Consider the following 15,900-nt stretch of genomic DNA (forward strand, 5'->3'; position numbering starts at 1 on the left):
TCAGCGTCGGCTTCCGGCCACCTACCGTCTCCAACACCACATCCGGCCCCTGAGCGGAAAACGAGACGGAGGAAGCCCATGGCTGTCGACTACGCGGTGATCGTCGTCTATCTGGCCGGGATGCTCGCCATGGGCTGGTGGGGCATGCGCCGCGCCCGGTCCAAGAGCGAGTTCCTGGTCGCCGGACGGCGGCTCGGCCCCTGGATGTACTCCGGCACCATGGCCGCGATCGTCCTCGGCGGTGCCTCGACGATCGGCGGCGTGGGCCTCGGCTACCAGTACGGGCTCTCCGGCGCCTGGATGGTCTTCACCATCGGCCTCGGACTGCTCGCCCTGTCCGTCTTCTTCTCCGCCCGCATCGCCCGGCTGAAGGTCTACACCGTCTCCGAGATGCTCGACCTGCGCTACGGCGGCAGGGCCGGGGTCATCTCCGGTGTCGTCATGTGGGCGTACACGCTGATGCTCGCGGTCACCTCGACCATCGCCTACGCCACCATCTTCGACGTCCTGTTCGACGTGAACCGGACTGTCGCGATCGTCCTGGGCGGCACCATCGTCGTCGCGTACTCGACGCTCGGCGGCATGTGGTCGATCACGATCACCGACATGGTGCAGTTCGTCGTCAAGACGATCGGCGTGCTGCTCCTGCTCCTGCCGATCGCCGTCGTCAAGGCCGGCGGCTTCAGCGAGATGAAGGCGAAGCTGCCCACCGAGTACTTCGACCCGCTGGGCATCGGCGGCGAGACGATCTTCACGTACGTCCTGATCTACACCTTCGGCATGCTGATCGGACAGGACATCTGGCAGCGCGTGTTCACCGCCCGCAGCGACAGCACGGCCCGCTGGGGCGGGACCGTCGCCGGTACCTACTGCCTGGTGTACGCGCTCGCCGGCGCCGTCATCGGCACCGCCGCCAAGGTGATGTACCCGAAGCTGCCCAGCGCCGACGCCGCGTTCGCGACGATCGTGAAGGACGAACTGCCGGTCGGTGTGCGGGGCCTGGTGCTGGCCGCCGCGCTCGCCGCGGTGATGTCGACCTCCTCCGGAGCGCTCATCGCCTGCGCGACCGTGGCCAACAACGACATCTGGTCGCGGCTGCGGGGCGTGGTCGCCAAGGAGGGCGAGGGGGAGCGGGACGAGGTGAAGGGGAACCGCGCCTTCATCCTCCTCATGGGCGTCGCCGTCATCGTGATCGCCATCGCGCTCAACAACGTCGTCGAGGCACTGACCGTCGCCTACAACCTGCTGGTCGGCGGGCTGCTCGTGCCGATCCTCGGCGGTCTGCTCTGGCGCCGGGGCACGGCGGCGGGCGCGCTCGCCGCGGTGGCCGTCGGCGGTGCCTCGGTGATCGGGCTGATGGCGGGATTCGGGATCCTCGCCAACGAGCCGGTCTACTACGGGCTGCTCGCCTCGCTCGCGGTGTACGTCGTCGTGTCCCTGGCGACGAAGCCGACCGACGCCGCCGTGCTGAGCGCCTGGCGCGAACGGCTTGCCGGGCGCGGGGCCGAGGAGCCGGCCACCCCGGACCCGGTCACCGTCTGACCGGCGGCCACCGAAACCGGGCCCCGAACGGGCCCTGGCAGACTGAATACCGTATGAACGCCCACAAGGCGTGCATCACCGAACGAAAGGCACCCGCACCCATGAGCAGCAACGAGACGCCGCGCGGCCCCGTCGACTCCTCCCGCATCCCGCGGTACGCCGGACCCGCGACGTTCGCCCGGCTGCCACGGCTCGACGAGGTCGGCTCCGCCGACGTCGCCGTCGTCGGCGTGCCCTTCGACACCGGTGTCTCCTACCGCCCCGGCGCCCGCTTCGGCGGCAACGCCATCCGGGAGGCCTCGCGCCTCCTGCGCCCCTACAACCCGGCGCAGGACGCCTCGCCCTTCGCCCTCGCCCAGGTCGCCGACGCCGGTGACATCGCCGCGAACCCCTTCGACATCAACGAGGCCGTCGAGACCGTCGAGGCCGCCGCCGACGACCTGCTCGCGACCGGCGCCCGGCTGATGACGCTCGGCGGCGACCACACCATCGCGCTGCCCCTGCTGCGTTCCGTCGCCAAGAAGCACGGGCCCGTCGCCCTGCTGCACTTCGACGCGCACCTGGACACCTGGGACACCTACTTCGGGGCGGAGTACACCCACGGAACCCCGTTCCGCCGCGCCGTCGAGGAGGGCATCCTCGACACGGAGGCCCTGTCCCACGTGGGCACCCGCGGCCCGCTCTACGGCAAGCAGGACCTCACCGACGACGCCAAGATGGGCTTCGGCATCGTCACCTCCGCCGACGTCATGCGGCGCGGTGTCGACGAGATCGCCGACCAGCTGCGGCAGCGCATCGGCGACCGCCCGCTCTACATCTCCATCGACATCGACGTCCTGGACCCCGCGCACGCCCCCGGCACCGGCACCCCCGAGGCCGGCGGCCTCACCTCCCGCGAACTCCTGGAGATCCTGCGCGGACTCTCCTCCTGCCACCTGGTCTCGGCCGACCTGGTCGAGGTCGCCCCGGCGTACGATCACGCGGAGATCACCTCCGTCGCCGCCTCCCACACGGCGTACGAGCTGACGACGATCATGTCCCGCCAGATCGCGGAGGGCCGCACCAAGTGAGCCACGACCACGACGACCGGCCGCGGCTCACCGCCGCGCAGGCGGAGGCGGCGCTGCACGTGCCGCCCGGCCGCAACGGCGGTGACCTGGTCGTCGAGACCCTCCAGGGCCTCGGCGCCACCACCGTCTTCGGGCTGCCCGGCCAGCACGCGCTCGGCATGTTCGACGCGCTGCGCCGCTCCTCGCTCTCGTACGTCGGGCTGCGCGTCGAGAACAACGCGGGCTTCGCCGCCGACGCCTACGGCCGGATCACCGGTGAGGTGGCGCCCCTGCTGCTCTCCACCGGTCCCGGCGCCCTGACCTCCCTGGCCGCGCTCCAGGAGGCGGCCGCCGCGTCGGCACCCGTGCTGGCGATCTCCAGCCAGATCCCCACCGCGGGGCTCGGCGGCGGACGTCACGGATACCTGCACGAGCTGCGCGACCAGAAGGCGTCCGTCCGCGACATCGTGAAGTCCGTGCACACCGTCCGCACGGCGTCACAGATCCCCTCCGCGATCGCCGCCGCCTGGGAGTCCGCGCTGACCGCCCCGCACGGCCCGGTCTGGGTGGAGATCCCGCAGGACGTCCTGCTCGCCGGGACGGTCCTGCCCGTCGTCAGCGCCCTCGACGCCACCCCCCGCGCGTTGTACCCGCGCCCGGAGCTCACCCTCGTCGCGGCCCACCTGCTGTCGAACGCCGAACGCCCGGTGATCATCGCCGGCGGCGGGGTCGTCCGGTCCGACGCGGCCGGCAAGCTGCGCGCGCTCGCGGAGAAGATCGACGCCCCGGTCGTCACGACCTTCGGCGGCAAGGGCGCCTTCCCCTGGGAGCACCCGCTCTCCCTCCGGTCCTGGCTGGAGGACCGGTACACCACGGACTTCCTGGAGTCCGCCGACGTGCTGCTGGTCGTCGGCTCCGGGCTCGGCGAGCTCTCGTCGAACTACCACACGTTCGCCCCGCGCGGCCGGGTGATCCAGATCGAGGCCGACGCCGGGAAGCTGGAGTCCAACCACCCCGCACTCGGCATCCACTCCGACGCCCGCGAAGCACTCGCCGACCTCCTGGAGGCGGTGGAGCCCCGCGAGGACGCCACGGCGACCGACCGGGTGCGCGAGCTCCTGGAGCGGGTCCACGACCGCATCGCGGCGCAGGACCTCACGCTGGAGCAGCAGGTGCTGGCCTCCGTGCGCGAGGCGCTGCCCGACACGTCCCCCAGCTTCTGGGACATGACGATCCTGGCCTACTGGGCCTGGTCCGCCTTCGACGCCCGCCACCCGAACACCATGCACTCGGCGCAGGGCGCGGGCGGCCTCGGCTACGGCTTCCCGGCTGCGCTCGGCGCGGCAGCCGCCGACCGCACCCGGCCGGTGCTGGCCGTCTCCGGTGACGGCGGCGCGATGTACTCCATCGCCGAGCTCGCCACCGCGCGGCAGTACGACCTGCCCGTCACCTGGCTGATCGTCGACGACGGGGGCTACGGCATCCTGCGCGAGTACATGACGGGCGCCTTCGGCGAGGCCACCGCGACCGAGCTCTCCCGCCCGGACTTCGTCGCCCTCGCCGAGTCCTTCGGCGTACCCGCGGTGCGTACGTCGCCGGAGTCCCTGGCCGCCGACCTCGCCAAGGCCCTCGCGGCCCCCGGCCCGTCGGTCGTGGTGCTCCCCGCGCTGCTCAGGATGTTCGAGCCGACGCACCTGTAGTGGAAGAGCGCCTCAGCCGGCGGCCGTCCGCTTCGCGTCCGTGTCCGTGGCCTCGACGGCTGCGGACACGGACGGACCCGCATCCGATGATCCGGCCGCGGTGAACGCCATCCGGAAACCCTCTCCGTCGGCCTCCAAGCTGAACGTCGCATCCATCGCCCGTGCCAGCCGGGCAAGCAGCGCCACGGTGGGCAGGGTGCCGCCGATCTCCAGCTTGGAGACCTGCGGTTGCGTCATTCCCGCCCGTCGAGCCAGTTCGGTCTGCGAGATACCGCACTCGGCCCGCCGGTCGTGGACGGCCTGCCCCACGTCGTACCGGAGGGCGATCGCCGCGCGGAGCTTCTCCGTCGCGGGGTCCTCCGCGATTCCCTGGGCGACCTTCCTGTCGCGGGCCATCTTCCAGTGGGCGTGGCTGACCATTACCACTCCTTCGTCTCTGCCTCTGTGGTGCGGGTGTACACGTCGAGCGTGGCTTCGTGCGCAGCCTCGCAGAGCGCTTTTGTTCGCTTGTCGCGTGCCACTTCCGCGCTCTCCCTCTGCCGCGTCTTGCGAAAGACGGTGAGCAGGACGATTCTCCGGCCGGGCGCCAGCCAGTAGGAAATTCTTGTGGCGTCCCGGTTGCAGCCCAGTGAGAAGCGCAGCTCCCGGACTCCTTCGCCGAGGTGCCGGGAGTACGGCTCTCCCAGGGTGGTCGGACGGTCGCGCAGCAGGTCGGCGATGTGCTCGACCGCGAGGTAGTCGTCGTCGCGCAGATTCATCAGCCACAGTCGAACCTCGGGTTCGATCTCGACGGTGTAGGGGCTATCCATATTCTGGAAGGTATAGATACTTCAAGGTATAACGCGGATAGTTGTTGCGCTATCGCGCGTACGGGTGGCACCTCCCGTCCTGTTGACCACGAGTCCTAGGTCCACCGCCCCCCACGCCTCCGCCCATCGGCCGGGAATTGTTGCGGAAGGATGAAATCCGCTGCCGGCCGCGTTGGTGAGATGCGGTAGGTCAGGCGGGGCAACGGGGCGAAATCAGGAGGCACGGGTGGCGGGCGCGGAGAAACAGGGCGCGGAGGAGCGGGACACCCGGGAGCAGGGCGCCCAGGAGCCCGGCTGGGGACGGAGGCTGACCGGGTACGCCTGGCGCTACCGGCGCAACGTCGTCCTGGCCCTCGGGTCCTCGCTCGCCGGCATGGGCGTGATGGCCCTCGTCCCGCTGATCACCAAGGTGATCATCGACGACGTCGTCGGCAGTCACACCCGGTCCCTCGGCGTCTGGACCGGCCTCCTCGTCGGGGCGGCCGTCCTCGTCTACGTCGCGACCTTCATCCGCCGCTACTACGGCGGCCGGCTGGCCCTCGACGTCCAGCACGACCTGCGGACCGAGATGTACGGCACCCTCACCCGGCTCGACGGGAAGCGGCAGGACGAGCTCTCCACCGGCCAGGTCGTCGGGCGCGCCACCAGTGACCTGCAGCTGATCCAGGGGCTGCTGTTCATGCTCCCGATGACCATCGGGAACATCCTGCTCTTCCTCATCTCCCTGGTGATCATGGCGTGGCTCTCGCTGCCCCTGACCCTGATCGCCCTCGCCGTCGCCCCCGCCCTGTGGTTCATCGCCCGCCGCTCCAAGGCCCGCCTCTTCCCCGCCACCTGGTACGCCCAGAGCCAGGCCGCCGCCGTGGCCGGAGTGGTCGACGGGGCCGTGTCCGGCGTCCGGGTCGTCAAGGGGTTCGGCCAGGAGGAGCAGGAGACCGGCAAGCTCCGCGAGGTCAGCCGCAAGCTCTTCGCGGGCCGGCTGCGCACCATCCGGCTGAACTCCCGCTACACCCCGGCGCTCCAGGCCGTCCCCGCGCTCGGCCAGGTCGCGATGCTGGCGCTCGGCGGCTGGCTCGCCACCCGTGGCGAGATCACGCTCGGCACGTTCGTCGCCTTCTCCACCTACCTCGCCCAGCTCGTGGGCCCGGTCCGGATGCTCGCCATGGTCCTCACCGTCGGCCAGCAGGCCAGGGCCGGTGTGGAGCGCGTCCTGGAGCTGATCGACACCGAGCCGTCCATGACGGACGGCACCAGGACGCTCCCGGCCGACGCCCCCGCGAGCGTCGAGTTCGACGACGTCCGCTTCGGCTACGCGCGTGAAGAGACCCCCGGAAGCGGAGCGGAGGAGGACCGCCCCGTCCTGGACGGCTTCTCCCTCACGATCGACCCGGGCGAGACGGTCGCCGTCGTCGGCGCCTCCGGCAGCGGCAAGTCCACCGTCTCGCTCCTGCTGCCCCGCTTCTACGACGTCTCCCACGGCGCCGTCCTCGTCGGCGGCCACGACGTCCGCGAGCTCACCCAGGACTCGCTGCGGGCCGCCATCGGCCTCGTGCCGGAGGACAGCTTCCTCTTCTCCGAGTCCGTGGGCGCCAACATCGCGTACGGATACCCGGGTGCCACCCAGGAGCAGATCGAGCGGGCCGCGCGCGCCGCCCAGGCGCACGGTTTCATCTCCGAGCTGCCCGAGGGCTACGACACCAAGGTCGGCGAGCACGGGCTCACCCTCTCCGGCGGCCAGCGCCAGCGCGTCGCCCTGGCCCGGGCCATCCTCACCGACCCCCGCCTGCTGATCCTCGACGACGCCACCTCCGCCGTCGACGCCCGGGTCGAGCACGAGATCCACGAGGTCCTGGCCCGGGTCATGGAGGGCCGCACGACCCTGCTGATAGCCCACCGCCGGTCCACGCTCGGTCTCGCCGACCGCATCGCCGTCCTCGACCGGGGCCGGCTCGCCGACATCGGGACGCACGCGGAGCTGGAGCGCCGCTCCGCGCTCTACCGCCGGCTGCTCACCGACCCCGACGAGTTGGGCGGCACCTCGCCCGGCCACCGGCCCAAGGCGGTCGTGGCGGAGCCGGAGGACGACCGCGCGCTCCTGGAGGAGCTCGACGCGGAGTTCGACGCGGAGCGCGGGGTCACCCCCGCCCTGTGGATCCGCAAGGAGGAGCAGCGCGACACGGCGGCCGCCGGGATGCCCGCCACCCCCGAGCTCCTGGCCCAGGTCGACGCGCTGCCCCCGGCCACCGACGTCCCCGCCATCGACGAGGCGAGCGCGGTGCGCCCGGAGAAGTCGTACGGCCTGCGCAGGCTGCTCCACGGCTTCGGGGCCGCGCTGCTGGTGAGCCTGGGACTGGTCGCCGTCGACGCCGGCATGGGGCTGCTCCTGCCCGTGCTGATCCGGCACGGCATCGACGACGGCGTCACGAAGATGGCGCTCGGCGCGGTCTGGGCGGCTGCCGGGCTGGGGCTGCTCGCCGTCCTCGTGCAGTGGCTGGCGCAGATCGGTGAGACCCGGATGACGGGCCGCACCGGCGAACGCGTGCTGTACTCCCTGCGCCTCAAGATCTTCGCGCAGCTCCAGCGGCTCGGTCTCGACTACTACGAGCGGGAGCTGACCGGCCGGATCATGACCCGGATGACGACGGACGTGGACGCGCTGTCGACGTTCCTGCAGACCGGTCTGGTCACCGCCTTCGTCTCCCTCGTCACCTTCTTCGGCATCACCGTCGTGCTGCTCGTCCTCGACGTGCAGCTGGCCCTGGTCGTCTTCGCGACGCTGCCCGCGCTGATCGTCGGCACGTTCTTCTTCCGCCGCAAGAGCGTCAAGGCCTACGAACTCGCCCGTGAACGCATCAGCGTCGTCAACGCCGACCTCCAGGAGTCCGTCGCCGGGCTGCGGATCGTCCAGGCATTCCGGCGCGAGACCGACGGCGCCGAGCGCTTCGCGGCGCGCAGCGACCACTACCGCCAGGCCCGGGTGCGAGGGCAGTGGCTGATCTCGGTCTACTTCCCGTTCGTGCAGCTCCTGGCGTCGGTCGCGGCCGCCGCGGTGCTGATCGTGGGAGCCGGCCGGGTCGACGACGGGACGCTGACCACCGGTGCGCTGGTCGCCTACCTGCTCTACATCGACCTGTTCTTCGCCCCGGTGCAGCAGCTGTCCCAGGTGTTCGACGGCTACCAGCAGGCCAGCGTGTCCCTCGGACGCATCCAGGAGCTGCTGCGGGAGCCGACGTCCACGGCCGACCACGACGAGCCCCAGGCGGTGACGTCGCTGCGCGGCGAGATCGCGTTCGAGGACGTGTCCTTCGCGTACACGGGCGAGGAGGAGGCCCTCACCGGCATCGATCTGCGGATCCCGGCCGGCCAGACGGTCGCCTTCGTCGGGGAGACCGGTGCGGGCAAGTCCACCCTGGTCAAGCTCGTCGCGCGTTTCTACGACCCGACGAGCGGGCGGGTGACGGCGGACGGCACCGACCTGCGCAAGCTCGACAGGACGGCGTACCGGCACCGGCTCGGAGTGGTGCCGCAGGAGTCCTACCTCTTCGAGGGGACGGTCCGCGACGCCATCGCGTACGGGCTGCCGGAGGCCACCGACGCCCAGGTGGAGGCTGCGGCACGCGCGGTCGGCGCGCACGACATGATCGCCACCCTGGAGGACGGCTACCTCCACCGGGTCGCCGAGCGGGGCCGCAACCTCTCGGCCGGCCAGCGCCAGCTGATCGCGCTCGCGCGTGCCGAGCTGGTCGACCCCGACGTCCTGCTGCTCGACGAGGCGACCGCCTCCCTCGACCTCGCCAGTGAGGCGCAGGTCAACCAGGCCACCGACCGGCTGGCGGGCCGGCGCACCACCCTGGTGGTCGCCCACCGGCTGACCACGGCGGCCCGGGCCGACCGGGTCGTGGTGATGGACCGGGGCAGGGTCGCCGAGGACGGTACGCATGAGGAGCTGCTGGCCAGGGAAGGCGCGTACGCGCGGCTGTGGCGCACCTTCATAGGGGAGGACATGGGCGAGGAGACCCCGGCAGGCGTGTGACGCCCGGTGGGCGGACGGCCCTCCGCCACCGCGGAACCCGACGGCCCTCTTCCCGCGTCGTACACCGGTGCGTACATGTGCCCGAGAAGGGGCCAAGCGTTCTACGGAATGGGCGGGGTGGATGAGGTGAACGGTGTGGCGAGCCCGTTGAGGTCATCGGGACGACAGCGGCCGGGGGCGGGCCGGCGTGCGGCCGCGGCGCTGCTCGTCCTCCCGCTGCTCGGCGCCCTCGGCCTGGTGCTGGGCCCCACCGGGGCGGCCCCCGCGCACGCCGCGTCGGCCTGCTCCGGGCGGCTGGTCAAAACGGTGACCTTCTCCACCGGTTCGCTGCGCGTCTACGAGAGCCGTGCCTACGCGTGTGCCGTGAGCGTCGCCAAGAAGCCGGGCGCCCGCCGCGCGATGCGGGTGTCGCTGCAGCCGCGCGGCGGCCGGGCGGTCGTCGACAGCGGGAAGTTCACGAAGCTGGCCGGCCCGGTCACGGTCCACGCGCTGAACCGCTGTGTCCGTGCCTCGGGTTCCGTCGGAGGCTCGTCCGGCTCCACCGGGTGGATCTTGTGCTGAGGTGCGAGTAGGCCTGGCGTGACGGGTGTGACCCCCGCTAGGTTCACGGCGAATGTCGTGAATCAAGGGGAGGGTGCATGCGCAAGGTGCTCAGAGGCGTTCTGTCGCTCGCGGTGCTCATAGGCACAGTGAGTGCGACCGGGGCCTCGGCCGGTGCGGCCACCGCCGCGGAACCGGCCGCGAAGCAGGGCAGCGGCCACAGCCGCAGCAGTGAGGACATCAAGGACCGCATCCTGGCCATCCCGGGGATGAGTCTGATCGAGGAGAAGCCGTACCCCGGGTACCGCTACTTCGTCCTGAACTACACCCAGCCGATCGACCACAAGCACCCGTCCAAGGGCACGTTCCAGCAGCGCGTCACCCTGCTGCACAAGGACACGAGCCGGCCCACGGTCTTCTTCACCAGCGGCTACAACGTCTCGACCAACCCGAGCCGCAGCGAGCCGACTCAGATCATCGACGGTAACCAGGTGTCCCTGGAGTACCGGTTCTTCACGCCGTCCCGCCCGGCCCCCGCCGACTGGTCGAAGCTGGACATCTGGCAGGCCGCCAGCGACCAGCACCGGGTCTTCAAGGCGCTGAAGAGGATCTACTCCCAGAACTGGCTCGCCACCGGCGGCTCCAAGGGCGGTATGACCGCCACCTACTTCGAGCGCTTCTACCCGAAGGACATGGACGGCGTCGTCGCCTACGTCGCCCCCAACGACGTGGTGAATGACGAGGACTCCGCGTACGACCGGTTCTTCGCCCGCGTCGGCACCAAGGAGTGCCGGGACCGGCTGAGCGGCGTCCAGCGTGAGGCCCTCGTCCGCCGGGAGCCGCTGGAGAAGAAGTTCGCGGCCTACGCCGCCGAGAACAACCTCACCTTCGACACGGTCGGCACGCTCGACAAGGCGTACGAGGCCGTCGTCATGGACTACGTCTGGGCGTTCTGGCAGTACAGCCTGCTCGCCGACTGCGCGTCCGTCCCGGCCGACGCGAAGAACGCCACCGACCAGGAGATCTGGGACTCCGTCGACGGCATCTCGGGCTTCTCGGCCTACGCGGACCAGGGCCTGGCGACGTACACGCCGTACTACTACCAGGCCGGCACGCAGCTCGGATCGCCCGACATCGAGCAGCCCTGGCTCGGCAACCTCAGCCGCTACGGCTACCAGCCGCCGCGCAACTTCGTGCCGCGCTCCATCCCGATGAAGTTCCAGCACTCGGCCATGCGCGACGTGGACAGCTGGGTCAGGAACAACGCCCGGCAGATGATGTACGTCTACGGCGGGAACGACCCGTGGGGCGCGGAGCCCTTCCGCCTCGGCAAGGGCGCCAGGGACAGCTACGTCTACACGGTGGACGGCGGGAACCACGGCTCCAAGATCGCCGGTCTCACGGCCGACGAGAAGGCGAAGGCCACCGCCGCCGTCCTCCGCTGGGCCGGGGTCGCGCCGGCGGCCGTCGAGGCCGACCCGGCGAAGGCGAAGCCCCTCGCGAAGTTCGACGCCCGCCTCGACAAGCGGGACGACGAACTCCAGCGCAACCGGGGCACGCTGAGGCCGTAACAGGCCGGCCCGGATTCGAAGTGGGCTGCGTCCGCCGGGTGCTGATCACACCCGGTGGGCGCAGCCCACCGGCCTGTCCCCGCCCAGCCGCACATACAGATCCGTGCTGTCCGGGCAGAGGGCGCGGCGTGCGGCCGCCGACCCGATCTCGAACTCCGGCGGGCGCTCGCCCGATCCGTCGCAGGCGGTCTCCCTGACCTCGCCGTCGCGGAGGCCCTGGACGCAGTCCCCGACGACGGTGCGCGGACCGCCGCCCTGTCCCGGATCGCCCGGATGCGGGGACTCCAGATTGCGCATGCACGCGTAGCCCCGGGGAGCGGAAGGACCGCCTCGGGAGATGTGCAGGACGAAGTCGGTCGTGGGCGGACACGCGGGACCGTCCGACGGGGTGCCGGTGTACCGGGCCAGCACCCGCGCCGCCGCCCTCTCACTGCCGCACGACACCTCGCGGACCGTCCCCCCGCGCGAACTGCACTCGGCCGGCCCCAGGAACTCCGGCCCCTGCCCGGTGGCAGCCGTACCGCCGCGCGGACTCCCGGCGGGCGTGCCCGGCGTGCCGGTCACCGGCTGCCGACAGGCACTCAGCACGAGCGCCGCGACGACGGTCAGCAGGACGCGCGGCATCCGCACGGCACGGCACTCTCGCATGGACGACGACCCCCCTGTACGCCCACAGGGACGTGCACCCAGCGTGACCCGCCGGGGCGGGCGCACGCCAGGTGCACGGGGTGTTTTCAGCTCATCGGGTGGTTACCGGCCTACATGCGGTACGACAGCCCGTAACCCACGGGGTAGAGCGCCTGTGCGGGGGCGTCCGCCCGCTGCACCGGCACCGGCAGCCTGCCCTCGGGGCGGGCCCGCCCCGCGATCACCCGTGCGGCGGCCCTCAGTTCGACGTCCGTCCAGGAGTACGCGGCGAGGCTCGCCGCGTAGCCCGTTCCGGCCAGCTGGGCGATGTCGTACGGATTGCGGATCGCGACCGTGATCACCGGGACGCCGGTGGCCGCGAGGGCGCTGACCAGGGTCCGCTGCGAACTGGTCGCCGACACGTTGTACGTGCCCACGACCACCGCGTCCTTGCCCGCGGCGGCGGCCACCGCCTCGGCGATCTTCGCCTGGGTGGGTGCCGTGCCGGTGGACAGCGCGGTCGCCGCGAATCCCAGCTCCTCGAAGGCCCCGGCCAGCGTGGTGGTCGGCGGGCCGGTCGTGCCGGAGGGCGAGGCCGGATCTGCGCCGACCACCAGGAGGTTCCTGTGGGACCTGCGGGACAGCGGAAGCAGCGAGCCGGTGTTGGCCAGCAGCGTGGTCGTCCGCTCGGCGATCCGGTCGGCGGTGGCGAGGTGCGAACGGACGCCCACGGTGCGGTCGACACCCCGGTGGGTGACGTACGGATCGCGGAACAGCCCGAGCCTCGTCTTGAGCCGCAGGATGCGCAGAATCGATTCCTCGATGCGGGCCTCGCTGATCTCGCCGCTTCTCACCGCGCCCAGCACGGCGTTCCAGGCGACCTTGAGGTCCGGCGGGTTGAGCAGCTGGTCGACGCCCGCCAGCAGCGCGAGGACGGGCACGCGCTCGTCGCCGTACTTCGTGCGGACGCCCTCCATGCCCAGGGCGTCGGTGACCACGACGCCGTCGTAGCCGAGCTCCTCGCGGAGGATGCCGGTGAGGATCGGGTGCGAGAGGGTCGCCGGGTCCTCCGACGGGTCCAGGGCGGGCACCACGATGTGCGCCGTCATGATCGAGTCGATGCCCGCCGCCACGGCCGCCCGGAACGGCGGGGCGTCCAGCTCGGCCCACTGCTCCCGGGTGTGACGGATGACGGGCAGACCGGTGTGGCTGTCGGTGCTGGTGTCACCGTGCCCCGGGAAGTGCTTCGCGGTGGAGGCGATCCCCGCGCTCTGGTACCCCTTCACCTGCGCGGCGACCATCCCGGCGACCGACTCCGGGTCGGAGCCGAAGGAGCGCACCCCGATGACGGGGTTGGCCGGATTGACGTTGACGTCCGCGTCCGGCGCGTAGTTCTGGTTGATGCCCAGCGCCGCCAGCTCGGCCCCGGCGATCCGGCCCGCCGTACGGGCGTCGGAGCGTGAACCGCCCGCCCCCAGGGCCATCGCCCCCGGCAGCAGCGTCGCCGGTTCACCGACCCGGCACACGATGCCGTGCTCCTGGTCGGTGGAGACCAGGAGCGGCAGCGGGGTGCGGCCGGCCAGCCCGGCCCGCTGGATGCCGTTGGAGAGGTCGGCGATCTGGTGCGGGTCGCGGGTGTTGTGCGCCCACGCGAAGTAGATGATCCCGCCGACGTGGTACGTCGAGATCAGCTCGGCGGCGTCGCGCACCCCGATCTCGGCGAGGTTGGCGTCGATGTCCGCCTGGTCGGGCTCGGTGGCGGAGTGCCCGTACACCCGCATCACGAAGAGCTGGCCGACCTTCTCCTCCAGGCTCATCCGGGCGATGAGCCGCTTGAGGCGGCTGTCCGTGGAGGCGGCGGAGGCGGCTGCCTGCGCGCTGCCGGGAAGAGCGACGACGCCGGTCGCCGCGGCCGCCGCGGCCGCCGCCGTGGCGGTGAGGAGGGTGCGTCTGGAGGTGCGGTGGTGCACGTGAGCCCCTTCCGGTGCTGAAAGAAACTTCCAAGAAGGTACGGATATATGGAAAGTAACTACCAGTCAAGAGGGTGATCCGAGAACGTCGCGACACCGGGACGGGTGAGCGGTGGCGCGGAGGGGCGGGACGCGCGGTCTCCTGCGCTCAGGTCAGACCCGCTCCCGCGCCCCGTTCGCGCAGGACCGACACCGCCGCGGTGATCGCGGGGCGCCGCGCCGCCTCCGTCCGCCACAGCGCGTACAGCCGCCTGACCGGCACGGGGTCCAGCCGCACCGCGACCACGCCCTCCGGCAGTGGACCCCGCCCCAGCCTCGGGATCATCGCCACGCCGAGCCCGGCGGCGACCAGGGCCAGCTGTGTGTGGTTCTCCTCCGCCCGGTGCCGGATGTCCGGCTCGCAACCGGCCGCGCGCAGGGTCCGCACGAGCCAGTCGTGGCACACCGTGCCGGGCGGCTGGCACACCCACCGCTCCTGGGCGAGCTCCTCCCGCCGCACAGCCTCCCGGCCGGCCAGCGGGTGCCCCTCGGGCACCAGCAGATCGCACCGGTCGTCACCGAGCACCGCCTGGGCGACGCCCTCCGGCGCGGGCAGCGGGCTGATGTCCCAGTCGTGGGCGACCGCGAGATCGATCACGCCCTTCGCCACCAGGTCGACCGACAGGTGCGGATCGACCTCGGTGAGCCGCGCGTCCAGCGCCGGGTGCTCACGTCCCAGCTCCGCCAGCACGCCCGGCAGCAGCCCGCGCGCGGCGGAGGCGAACGCGGCGATGGACAGGCGCCCCGTCGGACGCCCCCTGCGCTGCTCCAGCGTCGTCTCCGCCTGCTCCACGATGGCCAGCAACTGCTGTGCGGTGGCGGCGAGATGGAGCGCCTCCTCGGTGAGCGCCACCCCGCGCCCACGGCGTTCCAGCAGGGTCGTGCGGGTCTCCCGCTCCAGCTTGGTGATCTGCTGGGAGACCGCGGAGGCGGTGTAGCCGAGTGCGGCGGCGGCGCCCGCGACGGAGCCGTGGACGGAGACCGCGTGCAGGGCGCGCAGCCGGGACAGGTCGAGCACCGGGACCTCCGGGCGAGCAGGAAACGTAAGCGGTGCTCAATCCAACCATGAAGGAATCCGCGCTGGTGCTACACGGTCCTCGCGTCGGATGCTCGGTGCATGCGTCCCCTCCACATCGCCCTGGCCGTGCTGGTCGCCGCCGGCTGGGGTGTGAACTTCGTCGTCATCGAGCTGGGTCTCGCCCACTTCCCGCCCCTGCTCTTCTCCGCCCTGCGCTTCCTCGTGGCCGCCCTGCCCGCCGTGTTCCTCGTCGGCCGGCCCACGGTGGCCTGGAAGTGGATCGTCGGCGTCGGCCTGTCGCTCGGAGTGGCCAAGTTCGGGCTGCTCTTCGTCGGGATGGACCAGGGGATGCCCGCCGGGCTCTCCTCCCTCGTCCTCCAGGTCCAGGCCGTCTTCACCGCCCTGTTCGCGGCCCTGTTCCTGTCCGAACGGCCCGGCGGACGACGTGTCCTCGGCATGGGGATCGCGCTCGCCGGCATCGGGGTGGCCGCCGTCGACGAGGGGGCGGGCGGCCCCGTGCTCGCCTTCGTCCTGGTGGTCCTGGCGGCGGCCTGCTGGGGTGTGTCCAACGTGCTCACCCGCAAGGCCGCCCCGCGGGACTCCCTGAACTTCATGGTGTGGGTCTCGACCGTCCCGGTGCTGCCCCTGCTCGGTCTGTCCCTGCTGTTCGAGGGCTGGGACCGTGACGTCGAGGCCCTCGCGGCGCTCGACCCGACCGGTGCCGGGACCGTCGTCTACGTCGCCTGGATCTCCACCGTCCTCGGCTTCGCCGCCTGGGGCTTCCTGCTCCGCCACCACCCGGCCTCGTCCGTGGCCCCGTTCACCCTGCTCGTCCCCGTCTTCGGGATGTCCTCGGCCGCGCTCCTCCTCGGTGAGGAGGTCGGTCCGCTGCGGTGGTGCGCCGCCGCGCTGCTGGCCGGCGGGGTCGCCCTGACCTCACTCGCCCGGCCCCGCCCCGCCGTCGTGCCCCCGGTGCCGGAGGCCCGGGAGGCGGCCGTCTGA

General features: G+C 71.8%; 12 protein-coding genes. 7 read left to right on the plus strand and 5 right to left on the minus strand.

Annotated elements, in window-relative coordinates; all coding sequences use genetic code 11:
• Positions 1-78: 78 nt before the first annotated feature.
• The 3 genes from IA22_RS0101325 to IA22_RS0101335 all read left to right on the plus strand — a co-directional run bounded on the left by IA22_RS0101325 (position 79) and on the right by IA22_RS0101335 (position 4,291).
• Positions 79-1,542 (plus strand): sodium:solute symporter family protein, encoded by a 1,464-nt coding sequence (locus tag IA22_RS0101325; protein WP_014156162.1) that lies wholly within the window; start codon positions 79-81, stop codon positions 1,540-1,542.
• A gap of 101 nt (positions 1,543-1,643) precedes the next feature.
• Positions 1,644-2,612 carry an agmatinase gene (speB, locus tag IA22_RS0101330; protein WP_030122484.1) on the plus strand — a complete coding sequence of 323 codons (969 nt, stop codon included), beginning with the start codon at positions 1,644-1,646 and terminating at the stop codon, positions 2,610-2,612.
• Positions 2,609-4,291 carry a thiamine pyrophosphate-binding protein gene (locus IA22_RS0101335; protein WP_030122485.1) on the plus strand — a complete coding sequence of 561 codons (1,683 nt, stop codon included), beginning with the start codon at positions 2,609-2,611 and terminating at the stop codon, positions 4,289-4,291. The genes speB and IA22_RS0101335 overlap by 4 nt, the downstream gene beginning before the upstream one ends.
• Before the next feature lie 12 nt (positions 4,292-4,303).
• On the opposite strand, the gene IA22_RS0101340 is transcribed toward IA22_RS0101335, so the two are convergent.
• Entirely contained in the window at positions 4,304-4,711 is a 408-nt protein-coding gene (locus tag IA22_RS0101340) for a helix-turn-helix domain-containing protein (RefSeq protein ID WP_014156165.1), read from the minus strand.
• Positions 4,711-5,100, minus strand: coding sequence for a type II toxin-antitoxin system RelE/ParE family toxin (locus IA22_RS0101345; protein ID WP_030122486.1), 390 nt, complete (start codon positions 5,098-5,100; stop codon positions 4,711-4,713). Before IA22_RS0101345 ends, IA22_RS0101340 begins: the two co-directional genes overlap by 1 nt.
• Positions 5,101-5,326: 226 nt before the next feature.
• Between IA22_RS0101345 and IA22_RS0101350 the strand changes: the two genes are divergently transcribed.
• The 3 genes from IA22_RS0101350 to IA22_RS0101360 all read left to right on the plus strand — a co-directional run bounded on the left by IA22_RS0101350 (position 5,327) and on the right by IA22_RS0101360 (position 11,244).
• On the plus strand, positions 5,327-9,133 hold the full coding sequence (locus IA22_RS0101350; protein ID WP_030122487.1) for an ABC transporter ATP-binding protein: 3,807 nt from the start codon (positions 5,327-5,329) through the stop codon (positions 9,131-9,133).
• Positions 9,134-9,241: 108 nt separating this feature from the next.
• The gene (locus IA22_RS0101355) at positions 9,242-9,694 is read left to right on the plus strand and encodes a hypothetical protein (protein WP_030122488.1); all 453 of its coding nucleotides are present in this window, start codon (positions 9,242-9,244) and stop codon (positions 9,692-9,694) included.
• A 77-nt stretch (positions 9,695-9,771) separates the two neighbouring features.
• Positions 9,772-11,244 (plus strand): S28 family serine protease, encoded by a 1,473-nt coding sequence (locus IA22_RS0101360; protein ID WP_030122489.1) that lies wholly within the window; start codon positions 9,772-9,774, stop codon positions 11,242-11,244.
• A 45-nt stretch (positions 11,245-11,289) separates the two neighbouring features.
• Here the strand turns inward: IA22_RS0101360 and IA22_RS0101365 are convergent, their stop codons facing one another.
• From IA22_RS0101365 to IA22_RS0101375, 3 genes are all read right to left on the minus strand, one after another.
• The gene (locus IA22_RS0101365) at positions 11,290-11,892 is read right to left on the minus strand and encodes a membrane protein (RefSeq protein WP_030122490.1); all 603 of its coding nucleotides are present in this window, start codon (positions 11,890-11,892) and stop codon (positions 11,290-11,292) included.
• 110 nt (positions 11,893-12,002) lie between these two features.
• Positions 12,003-13,841 carry a glycoside hydrolase family 3 protein gene (locus IA22_RS0101370; RefSeq protein ID WP_030122491.1) on the minus strand — a complete coding sequence of 613 codons (1,839 nt, stop codon included), beginning with the start codon at positions 13,839-13,841 and terminating at the stop codon, positions 12,003-12,005.
• Between the two features lie 148 nt (positions 13,842-13,989).
• Positions 13,990-14,898: a LysR family transcriptional regulator gene (locus tag IA22_RS0101375; RefSeq protein WP_014156172.1), complete on the minus strand. Its 909-nt coding sequence runs from the start codon at positions 14,896-14,898 to the stop codon at positions 13,990-13,992.
• A 99-nt stretch (positions 14,899-14,997) separates the two neighbouring features.
• Between IA22_RS0101375 and IA22_RS0101380 the strand changes: the two genes are divergently transcribed.
• The gene (locus tag IA22_RS0101380; RefSeq protein WP_030122492.1) at positions 14,998-15,900 is read left to right on the plus strand and encodes an EamA family transporter; all 903 of its coding nucleotides are present in this window, start codon (positions 14,998-15,000) and stop codon (positions 15,898-15,900) included.

The organism is Kitasatospora papulosa, assembly GCF_000717245.1.
GTDB classification, from domain to species: Bacteria; Actinomycetota; Actinomycetes; order Streptomycetales; family Streptomycetaceae; genus Streptomyces; species Streptomyces papulosus.